Annotated in this window: 8 protein-coding genes and 1 tRNA gene; all 9 read right to left on the minus strand. The window is 57.8% G+C overall.

Translation table 11 applies throughout. The annotated features are described in order from the left end of the window. Positions 1-12: 12 nt before the first annotated feature. Positions 13-5,166 carry a non-ribosomal peptide synthetase gene (locus tag D781_RS01405; protein ID WP_015344261.1) on the minus strand — a complete coding sequence of 1,718 codons (5,154 nt, stop codon included), beginning with the start codon at positions 5,164-5,166 and terminating at the stop codon, positions 13-15. Next, complete coding sequence (locus D781_RS01410; RefSeq protein ID WP_015344262.1) at positions 5,163-12,683, minus strand: non-ribosomal peptide synthetase; 7,521 nt, start codon at positions 12,681-12,683, stop codon at positions 5,163-5,165. Before D781_RS01410 ends, D781_RS01405 begins: the two co-directional genes overlap by 4 nt. Positions 12,684-12,766: 83 nt before the next feature. Next, positions 12,767-12,961 (minus strand): MbtH family NRPS accessory protein, encoded by a 195-nt coding sequence (locus tag D781_RS22390; protein ID WP_015344263.1) that lies wholly within the window; start codon positions 12,959-12,961, stop codon positions 12,767-12,769. Positions 12,962-12,988: 27 nt separating this feature from the next. Next, positions 12,989-13,873, minus strand: coding sequence for a kinase (locus D781_RS01415; RefSeq protein WP_158497473.1), 885 nt, complete (start codon positions 13,871-13,873; stop codon positions 12,989-12,991). A 708-nt stretch (positions 13,874-14,581) separates the two neighbouring features. Further along, positions 14,582-14,657: transfer RNA gene (locus D781_RS01420), tRNA-Phe, on the minus strand. Positions 14,658-14,819: 162 nt separating this feature from the next. After that, entirely contained in the window at positions 14,820-15,395 is a 576-nt protein-coding gene (locus D781_RS01425; protein ID WP_015344265.1) for a transcriptional regulator, read from the minus strand. 43 nt (positions 15,396-15,438) lie between these two features. Further along, positions 15,439-17,151 carry a protein-disulfide reductase DsbD gene (locus tag D781_RS01430; protein WP_015344266.1) on the minus strand — a complete coding sequence of 571 codons (1,713 nt, stop codon included), beginning with the start codon at positions 17,149-17,151 and terminating at the stop codon, positions 15,439-15,441. Continuing rightward, positions 17,127-17,450 (minus strand): divalent cation tolerance protein CutA, encoded by a 324-nt coding sequence (gene cutA / locus D781_RS01435; RefSeq protein ID WP_015344267.1) that lies wholly within the window; start codon positions 17,448-17,450, stop codon positions 17,127-17,129. Before cutA ends, D781_RS01430 begins: the two co-directional genes overlap by 25 nt. A 125-nt stretch (positions 17,451-17,575) precedes the next feature. Beyond that, entirely contained in the window at positions 17,576-18,877 is a 1,302-nt protein-coding gene (locus tag D781_RS01440; protein ID WP_015344268.1) for an anaerobic C4-dicarboxylate transporter, read from the minus strand. Positions 18,878-19,018 lie beyond the last annotated feature (141 nt).

Raw genomic sequence — 19,018 nt, forward strand, 5'->3', positions numbered from 1 at the left:
TTATGTCGCTGGTTAAATTTCTATTGAGTAGCCGCCGGCGTTGTTGGAAACGCCTTGTTCGCTGCCGTCGTTATCCTGCCGGTTTTGCCGCGTTTTGACATAATGCGCCAGCGCGGCAACGGTCGCATTTTGGTAAAATTCTTTTAGCGATATCTGCACTGTGAACTGCTTTTGAATGCGCGCCAGGATCGCCATACCGCTCATGGAGTGTCCTCCCGCCTCAAAAAAGTTCTGATCAGTATAGGTAACGGATTTACCGAGAGTTTCACTCCACAGATGAATTAATTGCGTTTCTATCCGATCGCCCGGCAGTTTTCCTGCGGGCGCATGCGTCGAGAGCGTGCCATCGGCAAGGGACATCAGCGCATTTTTATCGATTTTCCCGTTAGGTTTCAGCGGGAATGCCGAGAGCGGGATAATATGTTTGGGAATAATATGAACGGGCAGTTGCTGCGTCAGCAGCGGACGCAGCGCATCGACAGAAAAACCGTTTGGCTGCGCGTCGCGCGGGACAATAAATGCGAGCAGCGTTTTGTGCTGCGGGTTCGCGTCATCAATACAGGTAAACGCGTGTTCGACCTGCGGTAGCGAGCGCAGTGCGGCGTCGATCTCGGCCAGTTCGACGCGCACCCCATTGATTTTGAGCTGATTGTCCTGCCGCCCGAGATAGTAGATACGCCCGGCCGCATCATAGCTGGCCATATCGCCGCTGCGGTACAGGACTTCGCCTGCCGATGTACCATAAGGGTTCGGTACGAATTGGCAGGCGGTTTTTACTGGATCCTGTAAATAACCGCGTGCGACGCCGATGCCGGCCACGCAGATTTCACCGACGGCGCCGGGTGGTACGATATTTAACTGCGGATCCAGCACATACATTTGGTAGCCGTCCAGGGTGCCGTTGACGGGCATGGGTTTATGCTGCGCAATGGTGTCGCCAGCACCGATCACACAGTGCGAGCAATCATCGCTGACCTCCGTCGCGCCATAGCCATTCACCAGTGGAATATGTGGATAGCACTTTAGCCAGCGTCGGCAGTGTTCTGCCAACAGCGGCTCGCCGTTCAGCATCACGAAACGCAGCGCCGGCAATGGAGTGTCATGCTGTTCCAGATAATTCAGCAACTGATTAAAGTGCGACGGCACTGTCTCTATGCACACCACCTCCATACGGCGGCAATGCTGCAGCAGAGCTGGGGGATCCCAGGCGGTAACATCAGGAAATATGACGGTTGTGGCGCCGCAGGTCAGCGCGGTCAGCGTTTGCCATACCGAGACGTCAAAGCCGGGGGTAGCGAGGAAACCAATACCGTCTCCTGGCCGCAGAGCGAACTCTTCGACTTTGATCCGCAACTGATTGCTTAATCCCGCCTGCGACAGCATGACCCCTTTTGGGGTGCCGGTTGAGCCGGAAGTATAGAAGATATAAGCCAGCTGCTGCGGGTGCGCCGTCAGCGGTGGGCGCGGCGGTGCGTCGCGCGGTGCGGGGCTGCTGAGATCGACGTTAAAAATCTGCTCAGACGTGAAGTGGAACAGGCTATCGCCGGCGTTCGGCGACAGCGCCGCACAGTGAAGAACTGCTTTGGCCTGGCTGGCGTGTGCGATCATCGCCAGACGCTGCGGGGGCTGCGCAGGATCCAACGGCATAAAGGCGGCATTGCTTTTCAGCACGGCGACCACCGCGACGACATATTCCAGGCTGCGCGGAAGATGGACGGCGACGATATCTTCGTGGCTGACGCCGGCCTGGATCAGTCGCTGCGCCACGTGGCTGCTGTAGTCATCCAACTGCCGGTAGCTTAACTGGCGTTCGCCGTCTGCGACGGCGATACGTGCGCCATGTTGATCCACCTGCTGATAAAGGAGTGAGAGTATTGGCTGGAACGCTGCCGGCCGGGCGGCGGCATGCCGTTCATTCAGCGTTGCATATTGTGCGAAAAGCGGCATGTTGCTGAGTAACGCATCGGGCGTTTGCAGGCAGGCTTCGGTGAGTGCTACAAAGTGCCGGATAAATTGCTCCATGCTCTCCCGGGCAAACAACGCACTGGCGTATTCAAGCATCAGCGTGATTTCATCAGCCTGATAGACATCCAGCGCCAGATCGAACTTGGCGCTGCGCGTTTGCGTCGGCTGGCTGAGGCAGGAAAGCTCCGGCGTAATCTCCTGGCGCCGGTGGATATCTTCGTAGTGATAATCGAACATTATCTGGAACAGTGGGCTACGCGTAGTATCACGCGGCGGGGCCAGCGCGTTCAGTAGCGCCTCGAACGGCACCTCATGCTGCATGGCCGCCAGCAGGTTGGCTTTCACTTTGTGCAGAACGTCGGCAAAGCTGTCGTGGCTGACGACATCAGTGGCAAGCACCAGCGTATTGATAAAAAGCCCGACACACTCCTCATAGCGACGGTCATCGCGGCCGGCGGTGGGAATACCCACGCTCACCGGGGTGCTTTGCGCATAGCGCTGCAGCAAAATCACGAACAGACTCAACATGGTCTGGAATAGGGAGGCGTCATAGTGTTTGGCCAGCGCTCTGAGGCGGGCGCTTTGCGCGGTGGAAAAGCGCCAGGTCACAACGTCGCCGGCTAATGACTGAAACGCGGGGCGCGGGTAGTCGGTTGGGAAGGGCAGCGTTGGTAAGTCGCGGAACTGCTGACGCCACCACGCCAGTTTTTGTGCCATGGCCGGCGCCTCGTTGTCAGCCTGTGCGCGTTGGACCAGATGATGGTAAATCGCGGCATCGCTGCGATCGGCGCTGGCCAGCGCCGCCTGCGGCATACGTAACGCCGCCAGCAGCTCACGGTGCAGCACCCCGATGCTCCATCCGTCGCAGACCAGGTGGTGGATCGTCAGGATCAGCGTATCCTGTTGCGCCGGCGTACGGATCAATACCGCCCGCATGGCTCGTTCCTGTTGCAGATCGAACGGCTGCTCAATCAACTGGGCGACCGCCGCTTCATAGGCGGCGTTTGAGTAAGCGCTCAGGTCTTTGTGCTGCAGCGTCGGCGGCGTCTGCCAACAGTCGGATTGGTAGACATCCGGCACGGCGCTGGCGGTATCATGATGGAATTTGACCCTGAGCATGGCGTGGCGTTGCCAGAGGTGTGCCAACGCCTGTTCGACGTCCTGCGCGGCGATCGGCCGGTTGAAAGCCATGGTCAGCGGCACGTTATAGGCCGATGAGTCAGGATGCATCTGCTGACTAAACCAGATCAGTTTCTGGCCGGAAGATAGGGGAAATGCTGCCGGCGCAGCGGCGATCGGCCGTTGCGCGGCAGTAGGCGGCGCTTCGCTCCGCGTCTGCTTTTCACACCAGTGGGCCAGTGAGCGGATGTCCCGGTGGACGAACATCTCCTGTGCGGTGACGTGGATGGCCAGTTTATCGCTGAGTAAATTCGCCATGCGCGTCAACAGGAGCGAATGAGCACCCAGCTCTTGAAAGCCAGCGTGACGCGATGGCGGGTCAATTTGCAGAAATTTGGCGCACAGCTCGGCAATCAGCGTTTCGTAGCGATTCTGGTAAGGTTCATCCGAGGCGGCCTCTGCCAGCAAATCATGCTGATCCACCGGGGGGAATTGCTCCTCGTCGGGCTTACCGTTTTTATTCAGCGGGAAATAGGCGACCCGCTTGCAGTAGGTTGGCACCATCTGAGCCGGCAGCATTTGCTGTAAATGTTGACGCAACGCTCCCATGGCGATCGCGCCCGGTTGACTCTCGCTGACGTAGGCCGCCAGAACGCGGCCGATGATGGGCCGCTGCTGAACGAGCACTCTGGCCTCCTGCACGCCGGCACAGGCGCGTAAATGGCCTTCGATCTCGTTCAGATCGCCGCGTACGCCACGGATTTTGATTTGGCGGTCGTTACGGCCCAACAGCACGATTTTGCCGTTAACGATGCGTGCCAGATCGCCGGTGCGGTAGAGTCGAAAATCGCCGCGTTCGCGCTCGCTCTGCGGCAGGCCGCTGAGCCTGGCGCTGGTGATGAACGCCTTTTCCGTGCTGACGCGATCGCCGCGATAGCCTCTCGCCAGGCCGGGCGACGCCACCAGCAGTTCCCCGGCCTCTCCTGCGGGTACCAGCGCCAACTGGGCATCAACCAGATAGCAGCGGGCGTTGCAGATGGGAACGCCGATGGAAATATCGTCGCTATCGCTAATGACGCCGCAGGCGGCGTCGATGGCGATCTCCGTCGGCCCGTAGTGATTGGCGATGGCCTCGGCGTCCAGCGTTTGCAGCTGGGCGAACATGGTGGGGGTCAGCACGTCGCCACCGCTCATCAGCAGGCGCAGCGCATGGTGGGGCCGTTGGGGCAGGGTTTGCCAGTGTTGCGCCAGCGCGGCGAGGACGATTGGCGTCCCCTGTAGAATCGTCACCCGATGTTGCAGGATCGCGGCCCAGATGTCCTCGTGGTTTTTTAACAGTCGCCCGGGCAGCGTGACGACGCTGCCGCCGCCGAGCAAGGGACAAAAAATGGTGACAAAGGCGGCGTCGAAGCTGAAATCGGTCAGTAAAATCGAACAATCCTGAGTGCTGTAACGATGCATATGCCGGGTGGAGCACAGCGTATTAAGCAGGGCGCCATAGCTGACTTCAACGCATTTGGGTTTGCCGGTACTGCCGGAGGTGAACAGGCAGTACGCGATGCCATGCGTAACGTCATGGCAGACGTATTCGTGTTCCTCGTCATCGATCTGTCGCGTAGCCTGCCGGAACGCCGTCAGATCGATAATTGCCGGCGCATCGGGTTGTGACAGCAGGCCGCCGGTCGTCAGCAGGCTGTGCGCCAGCGGCAGGTCGCGATCGAGTATCACCGCACTGCAGTCGGCTTTGAGCAGGATGTCCTCCACGCGTGCTGCCGGCAGGGCATTGCTCAGCGGAACAAAGGTGACGCCGGCGGCCATCATACCCAACAGCAAGGCGATTTTTTCGCTGTCTTCACCGATCAACAGGCCAACGCGCTGGCCCGGTGTCAGACGGTAACGGCGCAGGGCGGCGGCGATGGCGCGTACGTTCGCGGCCAACTGTGTGTAATCAATAGTTAGCCCCGCATTGTAGATCGCCGGCCGGTGCGGATAATGCTGCGCGACGGCGAAGAAGCGCTGCATGAGCGTCTCGGCACCAAAATCGACCTGTTCGCCGGCCAACAGACTGTATGACGAATTCATGGCTGCTCCCCTTGTTGCGCTGACGTTGACGACAATGCGCGGCAGATCCCTTTAATGGTGGGGTTTTGTAAAAACGTTTTTAATGTGAGCGTACTACCGAAGGTGCGGTTGATTTCATCTAGGCACTGCAGCGCGCTGATCGAGTGGCCGCCGAGCATAAAGAAGTGGCTTTGTACGCCAAAGCGATCGTGATTCAGGGCATTGCTCCAGATGCGGTGAAGCTCGCGCTCCTGCTCATCGCCCGGCGGTTGCGCATCCTGCGTGCGCCACTGTGTTTGCCAGGCGCCGAGGGCTTTTTTGTCGACTTTGCCGTTGAGAGTCAGCGGCAATGCGTTCAGGAAATGCCAGTCGGCAGGCAGCATATAATTGGGAAGCCGCGCGCTGAGGCTTTGGCGCAGCGCCTCAGGCTCGGCGAACGGCGTAGTCGCCGGTAGCCCGGTCAGAGGATGCTCGACCCAGACACAGGGTTCGTCGTAAATTCCTTGGCCTTGCTCATCGACGCTCAGGGGAGTAAACAGCGACGGATGATGATGCAGACCCGGTGCCGTGACGTCTTGCGCCAGCCATTGCGACCAGCGTTTGCTGTCGGCAGCGACGCGCTGTGAACGGTCGGCGATGCCCAACAGACGGGCGCCAGCGGCCAGATGCACCCGCAACCAGGGGTCGAGCGGCCGTCCGTCGGCATCGGTGGCGTAAACATAATCGGCAAAGGTCATTGCCGGATAGGCCGCTTTTCCCGTAACCCGCAGTGGAATGATGCAGCGCGTCATGCCGCTGGCGATCGCATGCTGTTTGATGGTGTCCAGCAGGATGCGGCTGAGTCCCTGCCCGCGTTCCTGCGGGGCCACCAGCGCCGCGAGCGCCACCAGCGTATTTGGCTTCCGGGATGCGTCGCGGCTGATGCCGTCGGCGATAGCGCCCGTCCACCCTCGCTGCAGCGAGGCGGTTTGCCCGTCCCAATCGATACGTGTGGTGTGCACTGCGCCGGACAGTTGCTGCTGTTCGTTGAGCAGCAGCAGCTGATCGTCTTCATGTTGGCGCAGCAGAGTGGGCCAGTGGTTAAGCGTGGCGTGATCGGCCGCAAAAAAGGCCGGCCATGACTGCTGGTGCAGCTGCGTCAGCTCGCCCCGCAGCGCGGGTTTTTGGCTGAGCGGATGTAGGCCGTAACGGCGATCTTTGCCGGCAACGTGGTGGCGTGGGTTGGTCATTTGTAAAAAGGCCGCCAGATAGGTGCCCTGGTCCGTCGCGTGATGAATCACCGCGGCCCGATCGATGTCCGGCTGGGCGGCGAGCGCCGCTTCGATTTCCGCCAGTTCAACCCGGCTGCCGTGAATTTTAAGCTGCTCATCCGTGCGGCCAACAAAAATCAGCCGATCCTGTGCGCTCATTTTGACCTGATCGCCGGTGCGGTACATGCGTTCACCAGGGTAGCGGGCGAACGGTGAGGGAAGAAAACGGTCGGCGGTTAACGCCGGATTATTGAAGTAGCCGCGGGCCAGCCCGGGGGAAAGAATGTACAGCTCACCGATGTGATCGCGCGGCACCGGCTCGAGCATCTCATCGAGCACCAGCGTCAGCGCGCCGGCGATAGGCTGGCCGATGGCGATGGGCTGGCGGTCATCGGCGTGAAGCGACGTGGATACCGCATCGACGGCGACCTCGCTGGGACCATAATGGTTGGCGATTTTAGCCTGGGGGAACGCCGCTGCGAGCGCATGCAACGTCGCCGGAGCGATGGCTTCACCGCCGGTGATTGCAACGCGTACACAGTGCGCGGGGCGGCCAGACTGCAGCAGATGGCGCGCCAGCATATCTAACAGTGATGGCGTGCCCTGCAGCATGGTGATGCCATGCGTATGTAGTCCCTGTGCGACATCGACGGGGCGTTTGCGCTCACACTCCGGCAGCAGCGTGATGCTCGCGCCGCGCGCGAGAGGGCAAAAGAGATCCAGCCAGTAAGGATCGAAATGAGATTCCGTCAGCAGTAATACATTGTCCGAGTTATGCAGCTGATGCTGATTTATGGTGGCGTGGATCGTGTTGGCGATCGCCTGATGCGTCACCGCGATCCCTTTAGGCTCGCCGGTGGTGCCGGAGGTGAATACGGTGTAGGCCAGCTGCCCGGGGGCATCGCGCCGCAGTTCTTCGGCCTGGAAGCCTGTCGGTTGCGGCGACCGGGGAGCGCTGCACAGGCGGTGGATATCTAATCGCTGAACGCCGGTCTGCGCCAACGCGGACCAGGCGCACTGCGTTTCGCTGAGGCACAGGTAGCGCGCGGCGGACTGCGTGATGATTTGTGCGACGCGCGCCGTGGGCATCGACGTATAGAGCGGAATAACGTTGGCTCCCAGCGCCAGCAGGGCCAGGGTAACGGCGATGCTGTCTTCGCTGTGTTCGGCGTGCACAATCACCGGTTCTTCAATCGTCAGCGGATAAGCCGCCAGTGCGTGCATGGCGCAATGTACTCTGTCGCGCAATTGGCCATAGGTGAGGCTGGCGTTCGCACTGCGCAGCGCAATATGCGCCGGATAGCGTTCGCAGGCCGTGAAGAAGATGTGCGCCAATGAATGCTCGGCCGGAGCGATCGATAATGACTTATCGGCGGCCAGCAGCGAAGCCTGCGCCATCGGCGGCGTGTCCGCCAGCAGGGAATAGCGATACAGCGGCTGGGCGTCGTTCTCCAGCGTGGCCAGGACCAGGCGCTTAAACCCAGCCAGATAGAAGGCAATGCGCTGATGATCGAACAGATCGGTATTGAAGTTGAAATAAACGACGATCTCATCGTCGTCGGCATAATCAACGACAACGGTGAGGTCGAAACGTGCGGTTTTATCTTCAGTGATGCTGACGTCGTCGCGTTCGATGTACTGTAGGCCATCGAAATTAATGCGCTGCTTCCAGTGAGTTTTGTCGTTTTGCACGCCGTACATGACGTTAAAGCGGTTAACGTTGTTGCCGCTGGTGGATTTCGCCACGTCGCGCAATGCGTAAATGGCCGGATAGTTGTGATTGTCGAAAGCATGGGTGGCCAGCTCTTTGGTTTGTTCCAGCAATGCGCTGAACGATTGCTCGGGATGCAGATGGTTACGCAGTGGTAACGCCGTGGCGAATAGCCCGACAATTTGCTGTAAGGCATCCGAATCGCGGTTGGCGATCGGCGCGCCGATCACCTGATCGATATCGCCGGTGATTTTGTATAGCTCCAGATTCAGCACCGCGAGGAAATAGATAAACAGCGTGGTGTTGTGCTCGGCCAGATAACGTGTCAGCTGCTGTTTCTGAGCGGCGCTGAAGTGGAAAAGCATACCGTCGCCGTTAAAGGTGGGCGAGGCGGCTCGAGGCCGATCGGTCGGGAGGTTAATCTGACCGGGCGCCTGATGCAGGTGCTGTTCCCACCATTGCCGCTGCCGCTGCATCGCCGGCTGTTCCAGCAGGGTGTCGATGGTGCGTTGGAAATCGGCATAATTGACGGCGAGCGGCGCCAGATTCGGCGGCATGCGCCGGCGGAACTGGTTATAGGCGGCCGACAATTCGCTAAAGAAAATCATGGTGGTGGTTTCATCCCAGATGATGTGATGCACCACCCAAATAAACTGATAATCCGTGGCGCCGTATTTGATCAGCCTGGCGGTGAAACATTGACGGGTCAGATCCAGGGCGATCTGATTGTAATGTTCGGCATAGGTTTTGATCGCTTGTTCCCGCTGTTCGCTATTGAGATCGCTGCGGTCGATGAACAGCTCCTCCCGGGACAAACTCAGGGCTTCGTGGTAGCGCACACAGGGCACGCCGTTATGGGTGCCGAAGCGCGACTGCAGCGCCTGGTGACGTTGGATAAGCGTGTTCAGCGCATTGAGAAAGGCTTCTTCATCCACTGCGCCCCGGAAGAAAATATTGGGAAAGCTGACGTTGTAGAACGGATTTTCTGGTTCCAGACAGTACATATACCATTCAGGCAGCTGATAAGGCGTCAGCGGTGTTTGCCGGACGCCGGGCATATGCGCTATGCGGTTAAGCTGAGTGATGACATCGTCATCCTGCTGACGTTCGTGTTGCAGCGCTTCGACGGCCAGTGCCAGCTTTGCCACCGTTTCATGGCGCAGGACGTCGGATACCTTGAGCTGCACGGAGCAGGCCTGACGGACCTGGTTGACGATGCGCAACGCATTGAGCGAGTTGCCACCTAATGTAAAGAATGACTGCTGTTTATCAACCTGGGCGACGTTAAGGACGGCGGCAAAGATGGTTGCCAGCTGCTGTTGCAGCGGTGTGTCGTACTGGGCTGTGCGTTCGCCGCAGGAAACGGCGGCATGCTTTTGCTCGTTGTAACGCGCCAGCAGGCGTTTACGATCGATTTTTCCATTGGTGGTCAGCGTAAAGTCTTCACAGGCTACGATGATGTCGGGCACCATATAGTGCGGCAGCTCATGTTCCAGACGCGATCTTACCGCAGCCGGCGTCAAGGAGGAGTGTTTTCCGCACAGATAGAAAGCCAGAATATGTTTATTTTCTGCCTCGCCGTCGACCATTACGGCAACGTTATCGATGCCGTCAATTTGGTGGATGGCGTTTTCTATTTCCTGGATTTCAATGCGGAAGCCGCGCACTTTTATCTGAAAATCGTTTCGTCCCAAAAAGTGAATGGCGCCGTCATTGTCGGCCCAAACAATATCCCCCGTGCAATAGAGGCGTGCGCCGGGAACATCAGTAAACGGATTGGGGACAAAGCGTTCCGCCGTTTTGACCGCGTCGAACAGATAGCCGCGGCCCACGGCGATCCCACCGATGCAGAGCTGACCTTTCGCGCCGGCGGGAACCGGGCAAAAATCATCGTCCAGAATATAGAGCTTCATGTTTGGCAGGGTGCCGCTGATAGGCATACAGGCGTATTGCTGCGCGATGGCTGGCGAAGAAATATGGAAATGACAGGTATCGTCGGATACCTCGGTCAAGCCGTAGGCATTCATCAAATGACTGTGCGGGTAAGCACTGAGCCAGCGCTGGCACTGTTCGCGCAGCAGCGGCTCGCCGTTGAGCATCAGTATAAAATTGTCCGGTAACTCGGGGCGGTATGTTTCGCAATACTCCAACAGCAGGTTGAGATGCGAAGGGACGGTTTGTAAAACCGTGATACGCTGCCGGGCAATGCCCTCGAACAGCGGCGCCGGCTCCCAGGCCGCCTCGTCTTCCAGAATCGCCGTGGTGCCGCCGGCGCATAGCGCCGTCAGCATTTGCCAGATTGACACGTCGAAGCTGGGCGTGGACAGGAAGGCCACGACGCTCTGCGGACCAAGCGCCATATCATGGGCTTTGGCCAGCAAATGGTTAATCATGCCGGCATGTTCCACCATCGCGCCTTTAGGCTCTCCTGATGAGCCGGAGGTGAATATCACATAGGCCAGCTGCTGAGGATGAACCTGCGCGCGTGCGGGCAGCGGCGGCAGCGCGTGTTTATCGCCCGGCAACGTCGTTGCCATCAGCGTGCTGAATGTCGTGACCTGCACCCCCAGCGGAGCGGCGATGTCCGCAGCGCGCTGTTGCAGTGTGTCCAGGCAGATCAGGTTCCGGCAGCGACTTTTCTTTAACACCGCCTGCAGACGGTGGTTAGGCAGGGCCGGGTCCAGCGGCAGATAGGTACAGCCGTTGAGGAAAATGCCCGAGAGCGCGCACAGCAACGGATAGCTTCTCGGCATCAGTACGCCGATGACTGTTTCTGCGGCAAACGTATATTGCTGCAGACCTGCCGCCAACTGCAGCGCCTGCCGATACCATTCACGATAGGTGATTGACCGGGTGTGGGTTGTGATCGCGATACTGTCCGGCATTGCGAGCGCGCGTTGATAAAGGAGCGTATTGACGTTGGCGCAATCCAGCGCGAAGTGTTGTGACCAGTCGCAATCGGCGTAGTTGAAGGCCGTACGTAAATAGTCGTCGGCGCGGTCACCCAGCAGAGACAGAGCAGCTATCGGCGTATCAACATTGTGCAGGGCCGCACGCAGCAGGCGTAAGAAACCGTCGGCAAGCTGTTCGATATGCTGCATGGCGTAGAGCGAAGCATCAAACTCGATATCCAGCGTCAGGCCGCCGTCACGGCGTAGCAGAAAGGTCAGCGGGAATTTGCTGGCTTGCGGAGCCGGGTTGGCAATATCAACGCGATGGCCGGCGAAACGAAAACGGTTTTCGAACGATTGATATTCAAACAGCGACTGAAAAAGCTGATGGCTGGCAGGGCCGCCGTTTTGAACCGACTGATTGAGTACCAGCGCCAGCGGCGTATCCTGAAACTCCATATAGTCAAGGAATTGCTCGTGGGTCGCCTGGATGTGACGCTGCAGGGTGTGATTGCTGTCCACTGCGACGCGGATCGGCAAGGTATTGACCAACATCCCCCGAAAGGTTTCCGCCTCTGCAGTCGTACGGTTGGCGAACGGGGTGGCGAGAATAAATTCGCTCAGCATGGATGTTTTATAAAACGCTACCGCGAAGAGCGCGAGGCAAACAGAGGCCTCCGGCACCTGGATTCGCTGACAGAGTTGGGCGACGGCGTCACTGAGCGCGGCGGGCAATGGCTGTGTGAGGCGGTTTTCGCCGTTCTTGCAGATCGGCAGCAGGGCAGGGAGTTTTGCCGGTTCGATTTGCTCGCCGGCCGCGTGCCGCGAAAGGAAATGCTGTCGCCAAAAGCGCGAGCGCCTGATGAGATAATCCGGCGTCAGTCGGTGAGCCGGAGCGCAGATATCGCTGAGGCGCGGCGGAGTTGAGCGGTTGTCCTGACGCAGACTGTCCGCACCTTGGGCTAGCGCCAGCGAATAGTCTGCCGCCAGTTCTTCCAGCAGCGCCTGAATGGACCAGCCATCGGTGATGATGTGCGGCATCACGATCGCCAGTCTGGCGCGTCCGTCTTCCCGCGTGAACAACCCCACGCGTATCAGCGGAGCGTGACTTAAATTGAACGGAGAGCGCGTTAGCGTTTGCAATTGCTGTAAATATTCGCCGTCAGACGCGCAGGAAGGGAAGACTGTCAGCACGTCATCAACGCGAGAGTGCGGATTGATCCACTGACAGGGGATGCCATCATACTCGTCAAACTGACTGCGTAACAGCGGATGACGTGCCAAGAGCGCTGACAGGCTGGCCGCCAGCGCCGTATGCTCTAGCGGGCCGGGAAATGACAGCGTGGTGGTTTCCAGATAACTGTCGGACGTTGGGTTCGCTTGGTAAGCCAGCCATAAGCGCTCTTGCTGTTCTGACAACGGATAAGGTCCGTTGGGGTTTTCCAGCCGTTCCGGCTGCTGCAGGTAGGCGATTAATCCCGTTTTCTGTTCGCGCAGGGCGTCGAGCAATTCGGGCGACACCGTTTCGTCCGCGTAAAGTGAGAGCGTGTTGTCGTTTTTCAGTGAAATAACAATGCCGTTTGCATCCAGCGTTTTCAGTAAATCAGCCGCTTTGAGCAATGAAATATCATGGGGAGAGTCGTACTTCATCCTGAGGTTGTTGAGATTCTCGGTCGTATTTATCATTGGCTTCACTCGGCTGCACCCAAAAAAGGATAAAGGGAACGCCTGACGCGCATGCGTCATTAGCGTCATTCATGAAAACGAGATTATTTACTTAACGCTGCACGCAATGACTTTGGTCGCATATCAGTCCAGACTTCTGATATTTTATCCAGGCACTGTTGTTTACTGCCCGCAGTGCCTTCCATCAGCCAGCCGGCGGGGAGTGGTTTGCTTTTCGGCCAGATTGAGAATTGCTCTTCCTGATTAATGACAACGCAGTATTCAATATCGTCTCGCATGGCAGATCCTTGTTAAACTGGATTGAATTAATGGGCTAATGAGAAAGTGCAATGGGAAAGTCCATTGGCGGTGGTCTTTTCCGCTAGATAACGCAGTTGGTTGGGGAAATCGTTATCGTGTATATCAAGCAATACGCCCAGCATGGTGCCGCTGTGGGAATTAATAATGCCCGGCGCGCCGATGTCATGCTGTAATGCCGCCAGCCATTCAAGGTGCTGCTTGGGGGCACGCTGCTGATGAAGGCGCGTACTTTCACTGGCGATCCGGCCAATGCCGACCAAATCACGGCTGTGGATGGCATTTTCCAAATGGTCCAGCAAATGAGAAAAATTCTTTTGTTCTTCCAGCGAATAGTTGGAGTAATGACGGTTGTAAGTGACGGTATCCAACCTTCCGCCTTCGTCGACGGCGAAAATAATGCCGACGGGCAACTGGGGAAGCTGCTTGAGCAGTTTGACTTTGCGGTGTTGAAAAACAACCGGCGTATCGTACATCACACCATCGGAAGGTTCGATATGGCGGAGTATATCTTCGACTTCATCGGGCATGATGGTTCGCCCTATCGCCTGGGCCATCGTCTTTAAGGCAGAAACGATATCCGCCGTTGAGCTGGCTAACCCTTTACCACTTTCTATCTGGCTATTAATCACTAACATGCCGCAGGCGGATTGTTTTAGGTTATTGAGGTAAATTTCAACGGCGCGCTTAGTCTTGGTTTTGCAGGGTGGATAAATATCCAGGGTATATATGTTGCTGTTTTGATAGAAGTAAGTAGTGGATGAATGGGCGATGGGACAGGTTACTAAAAACTCCTGATTGCCGGGAAGTTCACCCTGTAATAGTTCACCAAAGCTACCCGTAACGCTCGACGAGACGGTGGGAAACTTCGTAGTTAATGTATTTCCTAACAAAGTTGGCTCCATTTTAACTCAATAAATAAGATGAAATATTGCATATGAATTTGTTAGGGTGCTATGTATTTTAGCGTTTCCCATTTTCACTGTGAAATAGCTTCATTAGTGACGAAAAAAGACTAGTCTACAGATAATAGGGTTGTCAAAAAATCTACCAACTTTAATTTGTATAAGAAACATGGCGATCGCTAATGCCATTAATTCTGGGGGTTTGATCTTCTAAATAAGTTTAAATGCGTGATGTGCATCACGTTAGAAAATAGCGGTGTCCGGTTCAGCACGTTGAGGTGTGGCAGAAAAGATAGGGGTAATCGATATTTATGGATTCATCAAGGTGTGCTTTGCTTATTTTTTTATATTTTTGAGATATTATAACTAATAAAACTCTCATTTTTCAGCGGGCAATAAGCAGGTAGCTCTCTACCAGGGAAGCTCAAGGTGAAAGAGAGTGTGTGGCGGAGAGGGGGGAGCGTAGTTATTCTATTTTTGATAATTTAACGAATCAAAGTTTTAAAAAATAAATAATAAAAACGATGCTATGGCTATCCCCGTCGTACTTTATAACTTCGGGGAGTGCTGTCAGACGCCGGCGTGGTTATATCTTTAGCGTTATCATCGCCGGTGGAGCGGGGATGAGGGGAGAAGCGATGGAGAATCCGCCGGCCAGAAAGCGAAAAACCCGCCATAGGCGGGTTTTTCTGAATATGGTGCCCGGACTCGGAATCGAACCAAGGACACGGGGATTTTCAATCCCCTGCTCTACCGACTGAGCTATCCGGGCAACGGGCAGCATTAAACCGTAAAGCCCGGTTGGCGTCAATCGCTTTATGGCATAAATATGAAAAAACAGCGCCGTTTGCTGTCTTTTCATGCAGGTTGCGTGAACTTTATCCTTAGGCTGGATAATCAGAGCCTTATCGGGCCGGGTAGCGCTGTAAATGCGCTAGCTCAGGGCGCCGTGTTTGCGGCACTGGGCCACCTGCAGAATGTCTTCCGCCAGACGTTTGGCGACGGAAACATCCTGAAGCTGCCGTTTGATCAGCAATTTGCTCAGACACCCTTCCTGAATCAGCTCCATCTGCTGGGCTACCATATCGGCGTCGTCGGCGTCCATCTCCCGCAGCAGGTCGCGGGTCAGCGCCAGCGAGCTCGTCTTCTGCTGCTCGGCGAGCTGGTGGATCGGGTGGTCGTCTTCCGGGAAGAAGCTGCAGGCGGCAATAAACAGGCAGCCGGGATAGCGGCCGTTTTGCACGTATTCCGCCAGTACGTCATAGCGCGCCAGCAGCTTTTGCTGCGGCGTCAGCGTGTCATCCAGCAGCAGCTGCCGACGCCAGGCATCGATCTGTTGCCCATGGTGGCGCAGGCAGTCATACAGCAGGGCCTCAGCATCCGGCCAGTAGGGCTTGAAATCCGCAGGTTGTACGCTGAGCTTTTCCGCCAGCATCTCCAGCGTGGTGTTTGCCAGACCTTGCTGCTCCAGCAGTCCCAGCGCGGTATCAAGAACATGTTCGCGTTGCACCTGTGCTCCCCTCTAAATTCTACTTCTGCCACTTCAGTGTCGTTTACCGCGCAGTTTTCTGCAAATGTGCGTTAAACGTTTGGGCGTTCATAAAACCGGTAACGCGATTGGCCGTTTGCTCATGGCCATTACGGTCAAAGAATAAAATGGTGGGCAATCCCAATACCTGCAAATGTTTTAACAACGCTGCCTGTTCAGCGCTATTGGCAGTGACGTCGGCCTGCAGCAGCACCGCATCGGCCAGGCTGGCCTGCACGCCGGCGTCGCTGAAGGTGTACTTCTCAAACTCTTTGCAGGCGACGCACCAGTCGGCGTACAGGTCCAGCATCACCGGTTTGCCCTGCGCCTGCTGCAGCGCCCGATCCAGCTGCGCTACGTTGCTGATGCGGGTGAACGCCAAATGCGGCTGGGCGGCCTGCTGCGCGGCGCCGGGGCCAAACGCCCAATCCTGCAGCGGGCGGGCGGCGATCACCGCCGCGGCCAGCAACAGCAGCTGCAGCGCGCGGGCCCAGCCGCGTGAGCTTTTCAAACTCAGCGCGAAGGCCCAGCCGAAGAACGCCAGACCGAGCAGGCTCCACAGGCGCAGTCCCCACAGATCGCTGATCACCCGCTCCAGCAGGAACACCGGCAGGGCCAGGATCACAAAGCCGAAGGCCTCTTTGACGTACTGCATCCACGGCCCGCTGCGCGGCAGCAGTCGGTTGCCGAACAGCGTGACGATAATCAGCGGAATGCCCATGCCCAGCGCGTACAGATACAGCGTACCGCCGCCGGCCCACATATTGCCGCTCTGGGCGATATACAGCAGGATGGCGCTGAGCGGCGCGGTGGTGCAGGGGGAGCAGATCAGCCCGGCCAGCGCGCCCATCACAAACACGCCGAACAGCGAGCCGCCGCGCTGGGTGTTGCTCCAGTTGGCCAGCCGCGTCTGCAGCGCAGAAGGCAACTGCAGCGAATAGCAGCCAAACATCGACAGCGCGAGGGCAATAAACAGTACGGAGAGGCCAATCAGCACGTACGGATGCTGCAGCGCCGCCTGGAACTGCAGGCCGGCGGCGGCCACCACCAGACCCAGCAGCGTATAGGTCAGCGCCATGCCCTGTACGTACACCAGCGCCAGCAGCAGGATGCGGCCGCTGCTGTGCGGCCGCTCCCGGCCGAGGATAATGCCGGAAATCAGCGGGTACATCGGCAGGACGCAGGGGGTAAACGCGATACCGATGCCGATCAGCAGCGCCCACAGTGGTGAAAACGGCAGGCTGGCGGGCGCGGGCGTTGCCGGCGCCGCGCTGGCCGGCGTCGCAGCGGATGACGCCGCCACGGCGTCCAGCGGGATCACGCGGGTTTCCGGCGGATAGCAGAACCCGGCGGCGGCGCAGCCCTGATAGGTGACGCTCAGGCTGGCGTTCTCTGAGGCTTGCAGCAGCGTCAGCGGCAGCTGTAACTGCTGCTGATAAATCTCGGTCTCGCCGAAGAACTCATCTTTATGAGCGATACCCTGCGGCAAACTGAAATCGGCCAGCCTGGCCTGCTGCGGCACTAGTTTAATCTGCTGGCGATACAGGTAGTAGCCGGGGCGGATCTGCCAGTTCAGCGTCAGTTGCCGGCCCTGTTGCTGGAAGTCGAAGGCAAACGCCCGATCGACCGGCACAAATTGGTTGCCGCCGCCGTTGCCAAACAGCGAGGCCTGCACCGTCTGTGGCAGGAAGAACAGGCTGCAAAGCAGGAAAATCAGTTTAATGATGCGTTGATCCATAACAAATAGTCTTTATCTCCGGCCATCACCGGCAGCACCAGCAACTCGGGCGTCTGGTACGGGTGATGTTGTTTCAGATAGCTGAGCAGGGCGTCTTGATGCTGGCGATTGCTTTTGAACAGCATCTGGACTTCGTACTCCTGTTCCAGTTTCCCTTCCCAGTAATACAGCGATGACGCGCCGGGCAGCAGCGTGGCGCAGGCGGCCAGCTTTGCACCCAGAACGCGGGCCGCCAGCTCTTGGGCGCTGGCCTCATCCGGTGCGGTACAAAGTATGACGACGGCTTCGCAATCAGACATCTTGACTCCCTCTCAACCCGATTCTCTGCAGAGCACTATACCCTGAAGCCCCGGCGGCTAGAAGGCGAGTTTATCACCAGCGCGGAGGTGGGAGGAAAAACGGGGCCTGACGGCCCCGCGGAGAGTTACAGCAAAATACCGCCCAGCAGGAAACCGAGCACCACGGAGAGGATGACGCCGATGGTGCCGGGAATAAAGAACGGGTGGTTAAACACGAAACGGCCGATGCGGGTGGTGCCGGTATCGTCCATCTGCACCGCGGCGACCAGCGTCGGATAGGTCGGCAGGATAAACAGGCCGGATACCGCCGCGAAAGAGGCGACGGCGGTCAGCGGGCTGACGTTCAGCGCCAGCGCCATCGGCATCAGCGCCTTGGCGGTGGCGGCCTGGGAGTAGAGCAGCGCCGAGCAGAAGAAGAAGATCACCGCGAGCAGCCATGGGTGCGCCTGAATCACGCTGCCGGCGGTCACTTTGATCCACTCCAGATTCGCCTGCACAAAGGTATCGCCCAGCCAGGCCACGCCCAGAATACAGATACAGGCGCTCATTCCGGCCTTGAAGGTGCTGGAGTTCAGCACGGCGTCGGTGTCGACGCGGCACAGCAGGGTGGTCAGGGTGGCGACGCTCAGCATGATGATCAGAATGGCGTTGGTGGTGTTCATCAGCGGTTTGGCCACCAGTCCCAGCCCCGGGCTGTTGATGATGGCGTAGGCCACCACGCAAAGTACCCCCAGCAGGAACAGCAGCACCGACGACTTGGCGCGTGGTTTAATCTCCATCACCTTGTTGCCGCGCAGGGTGATCAGGCCTTCTTCCAGCCGCTTCAGGTAGACCGGGTCGTTGGACAGTTTGGAATCGAACAGCCAGGTAACCAACAGCGACATCAGCAGCACCGCCAGGAAGGTCGACGGAATGACCACCATCAGCAGATGCAGATAGCTGACGCCGTGGCCTTCCATCACCGAGGACATATACACCACGGCGGCGGAAATCGGCGATGCGGTGATGGCGATCTGGGCGGAAACGACGGCGGTAGACAGTGGACGGCAGGGCTTAATACCTTGCTCTTTCGCCACTTCGGCAATCACCGGCAGCGCGGAGAGGGAAATATTGCCGGTGCCGGCAAAGATGGTCAGGAAGTAGGTCACCACCGGCGCCAGAATGGTGATGTGTTTTGGGTTCTTACGCAGTAACTTCTCGGTTTGCTGGACCAGATAGTCCATGCCGCCCGCGACCTGCATCGCGGAGATGGCGGCGATGACCGCCATGATGATGGAGATTACGTCAAAGGGTATATTGCCCGGCTTTACGCCGATCATCGCCAGCACTAAAACCCCAAGGCCCCCTGCAAAGCCAATGCCGATACCGCCCAGTCTGGCCCCGAGAAAAATGGCCAGCAGAACGATGATCAATTCCACCGCTAACATAGTGTTGCTCCTCACAATTAAAGTTTTTTATATCCGCCATTTTTCAGGCTGCCGTTTGCCCGGCCGTACGTATCCGCCGTTCCATCGACGTGTTCGCTGCGCCGTGACGGGGGCGCGACAACCCGAATTACTTTGGTTATA

The organism is Serratia sp. FGI94 (genome assembly GCF_000330865.1).
Classification (GTDB): Bacteria; Pseudomonadota; Gammaproteobacteria; order Enterobacterales; family Enterobacteriaceae; genus Serratia_B; species Serratia_B rubidaea.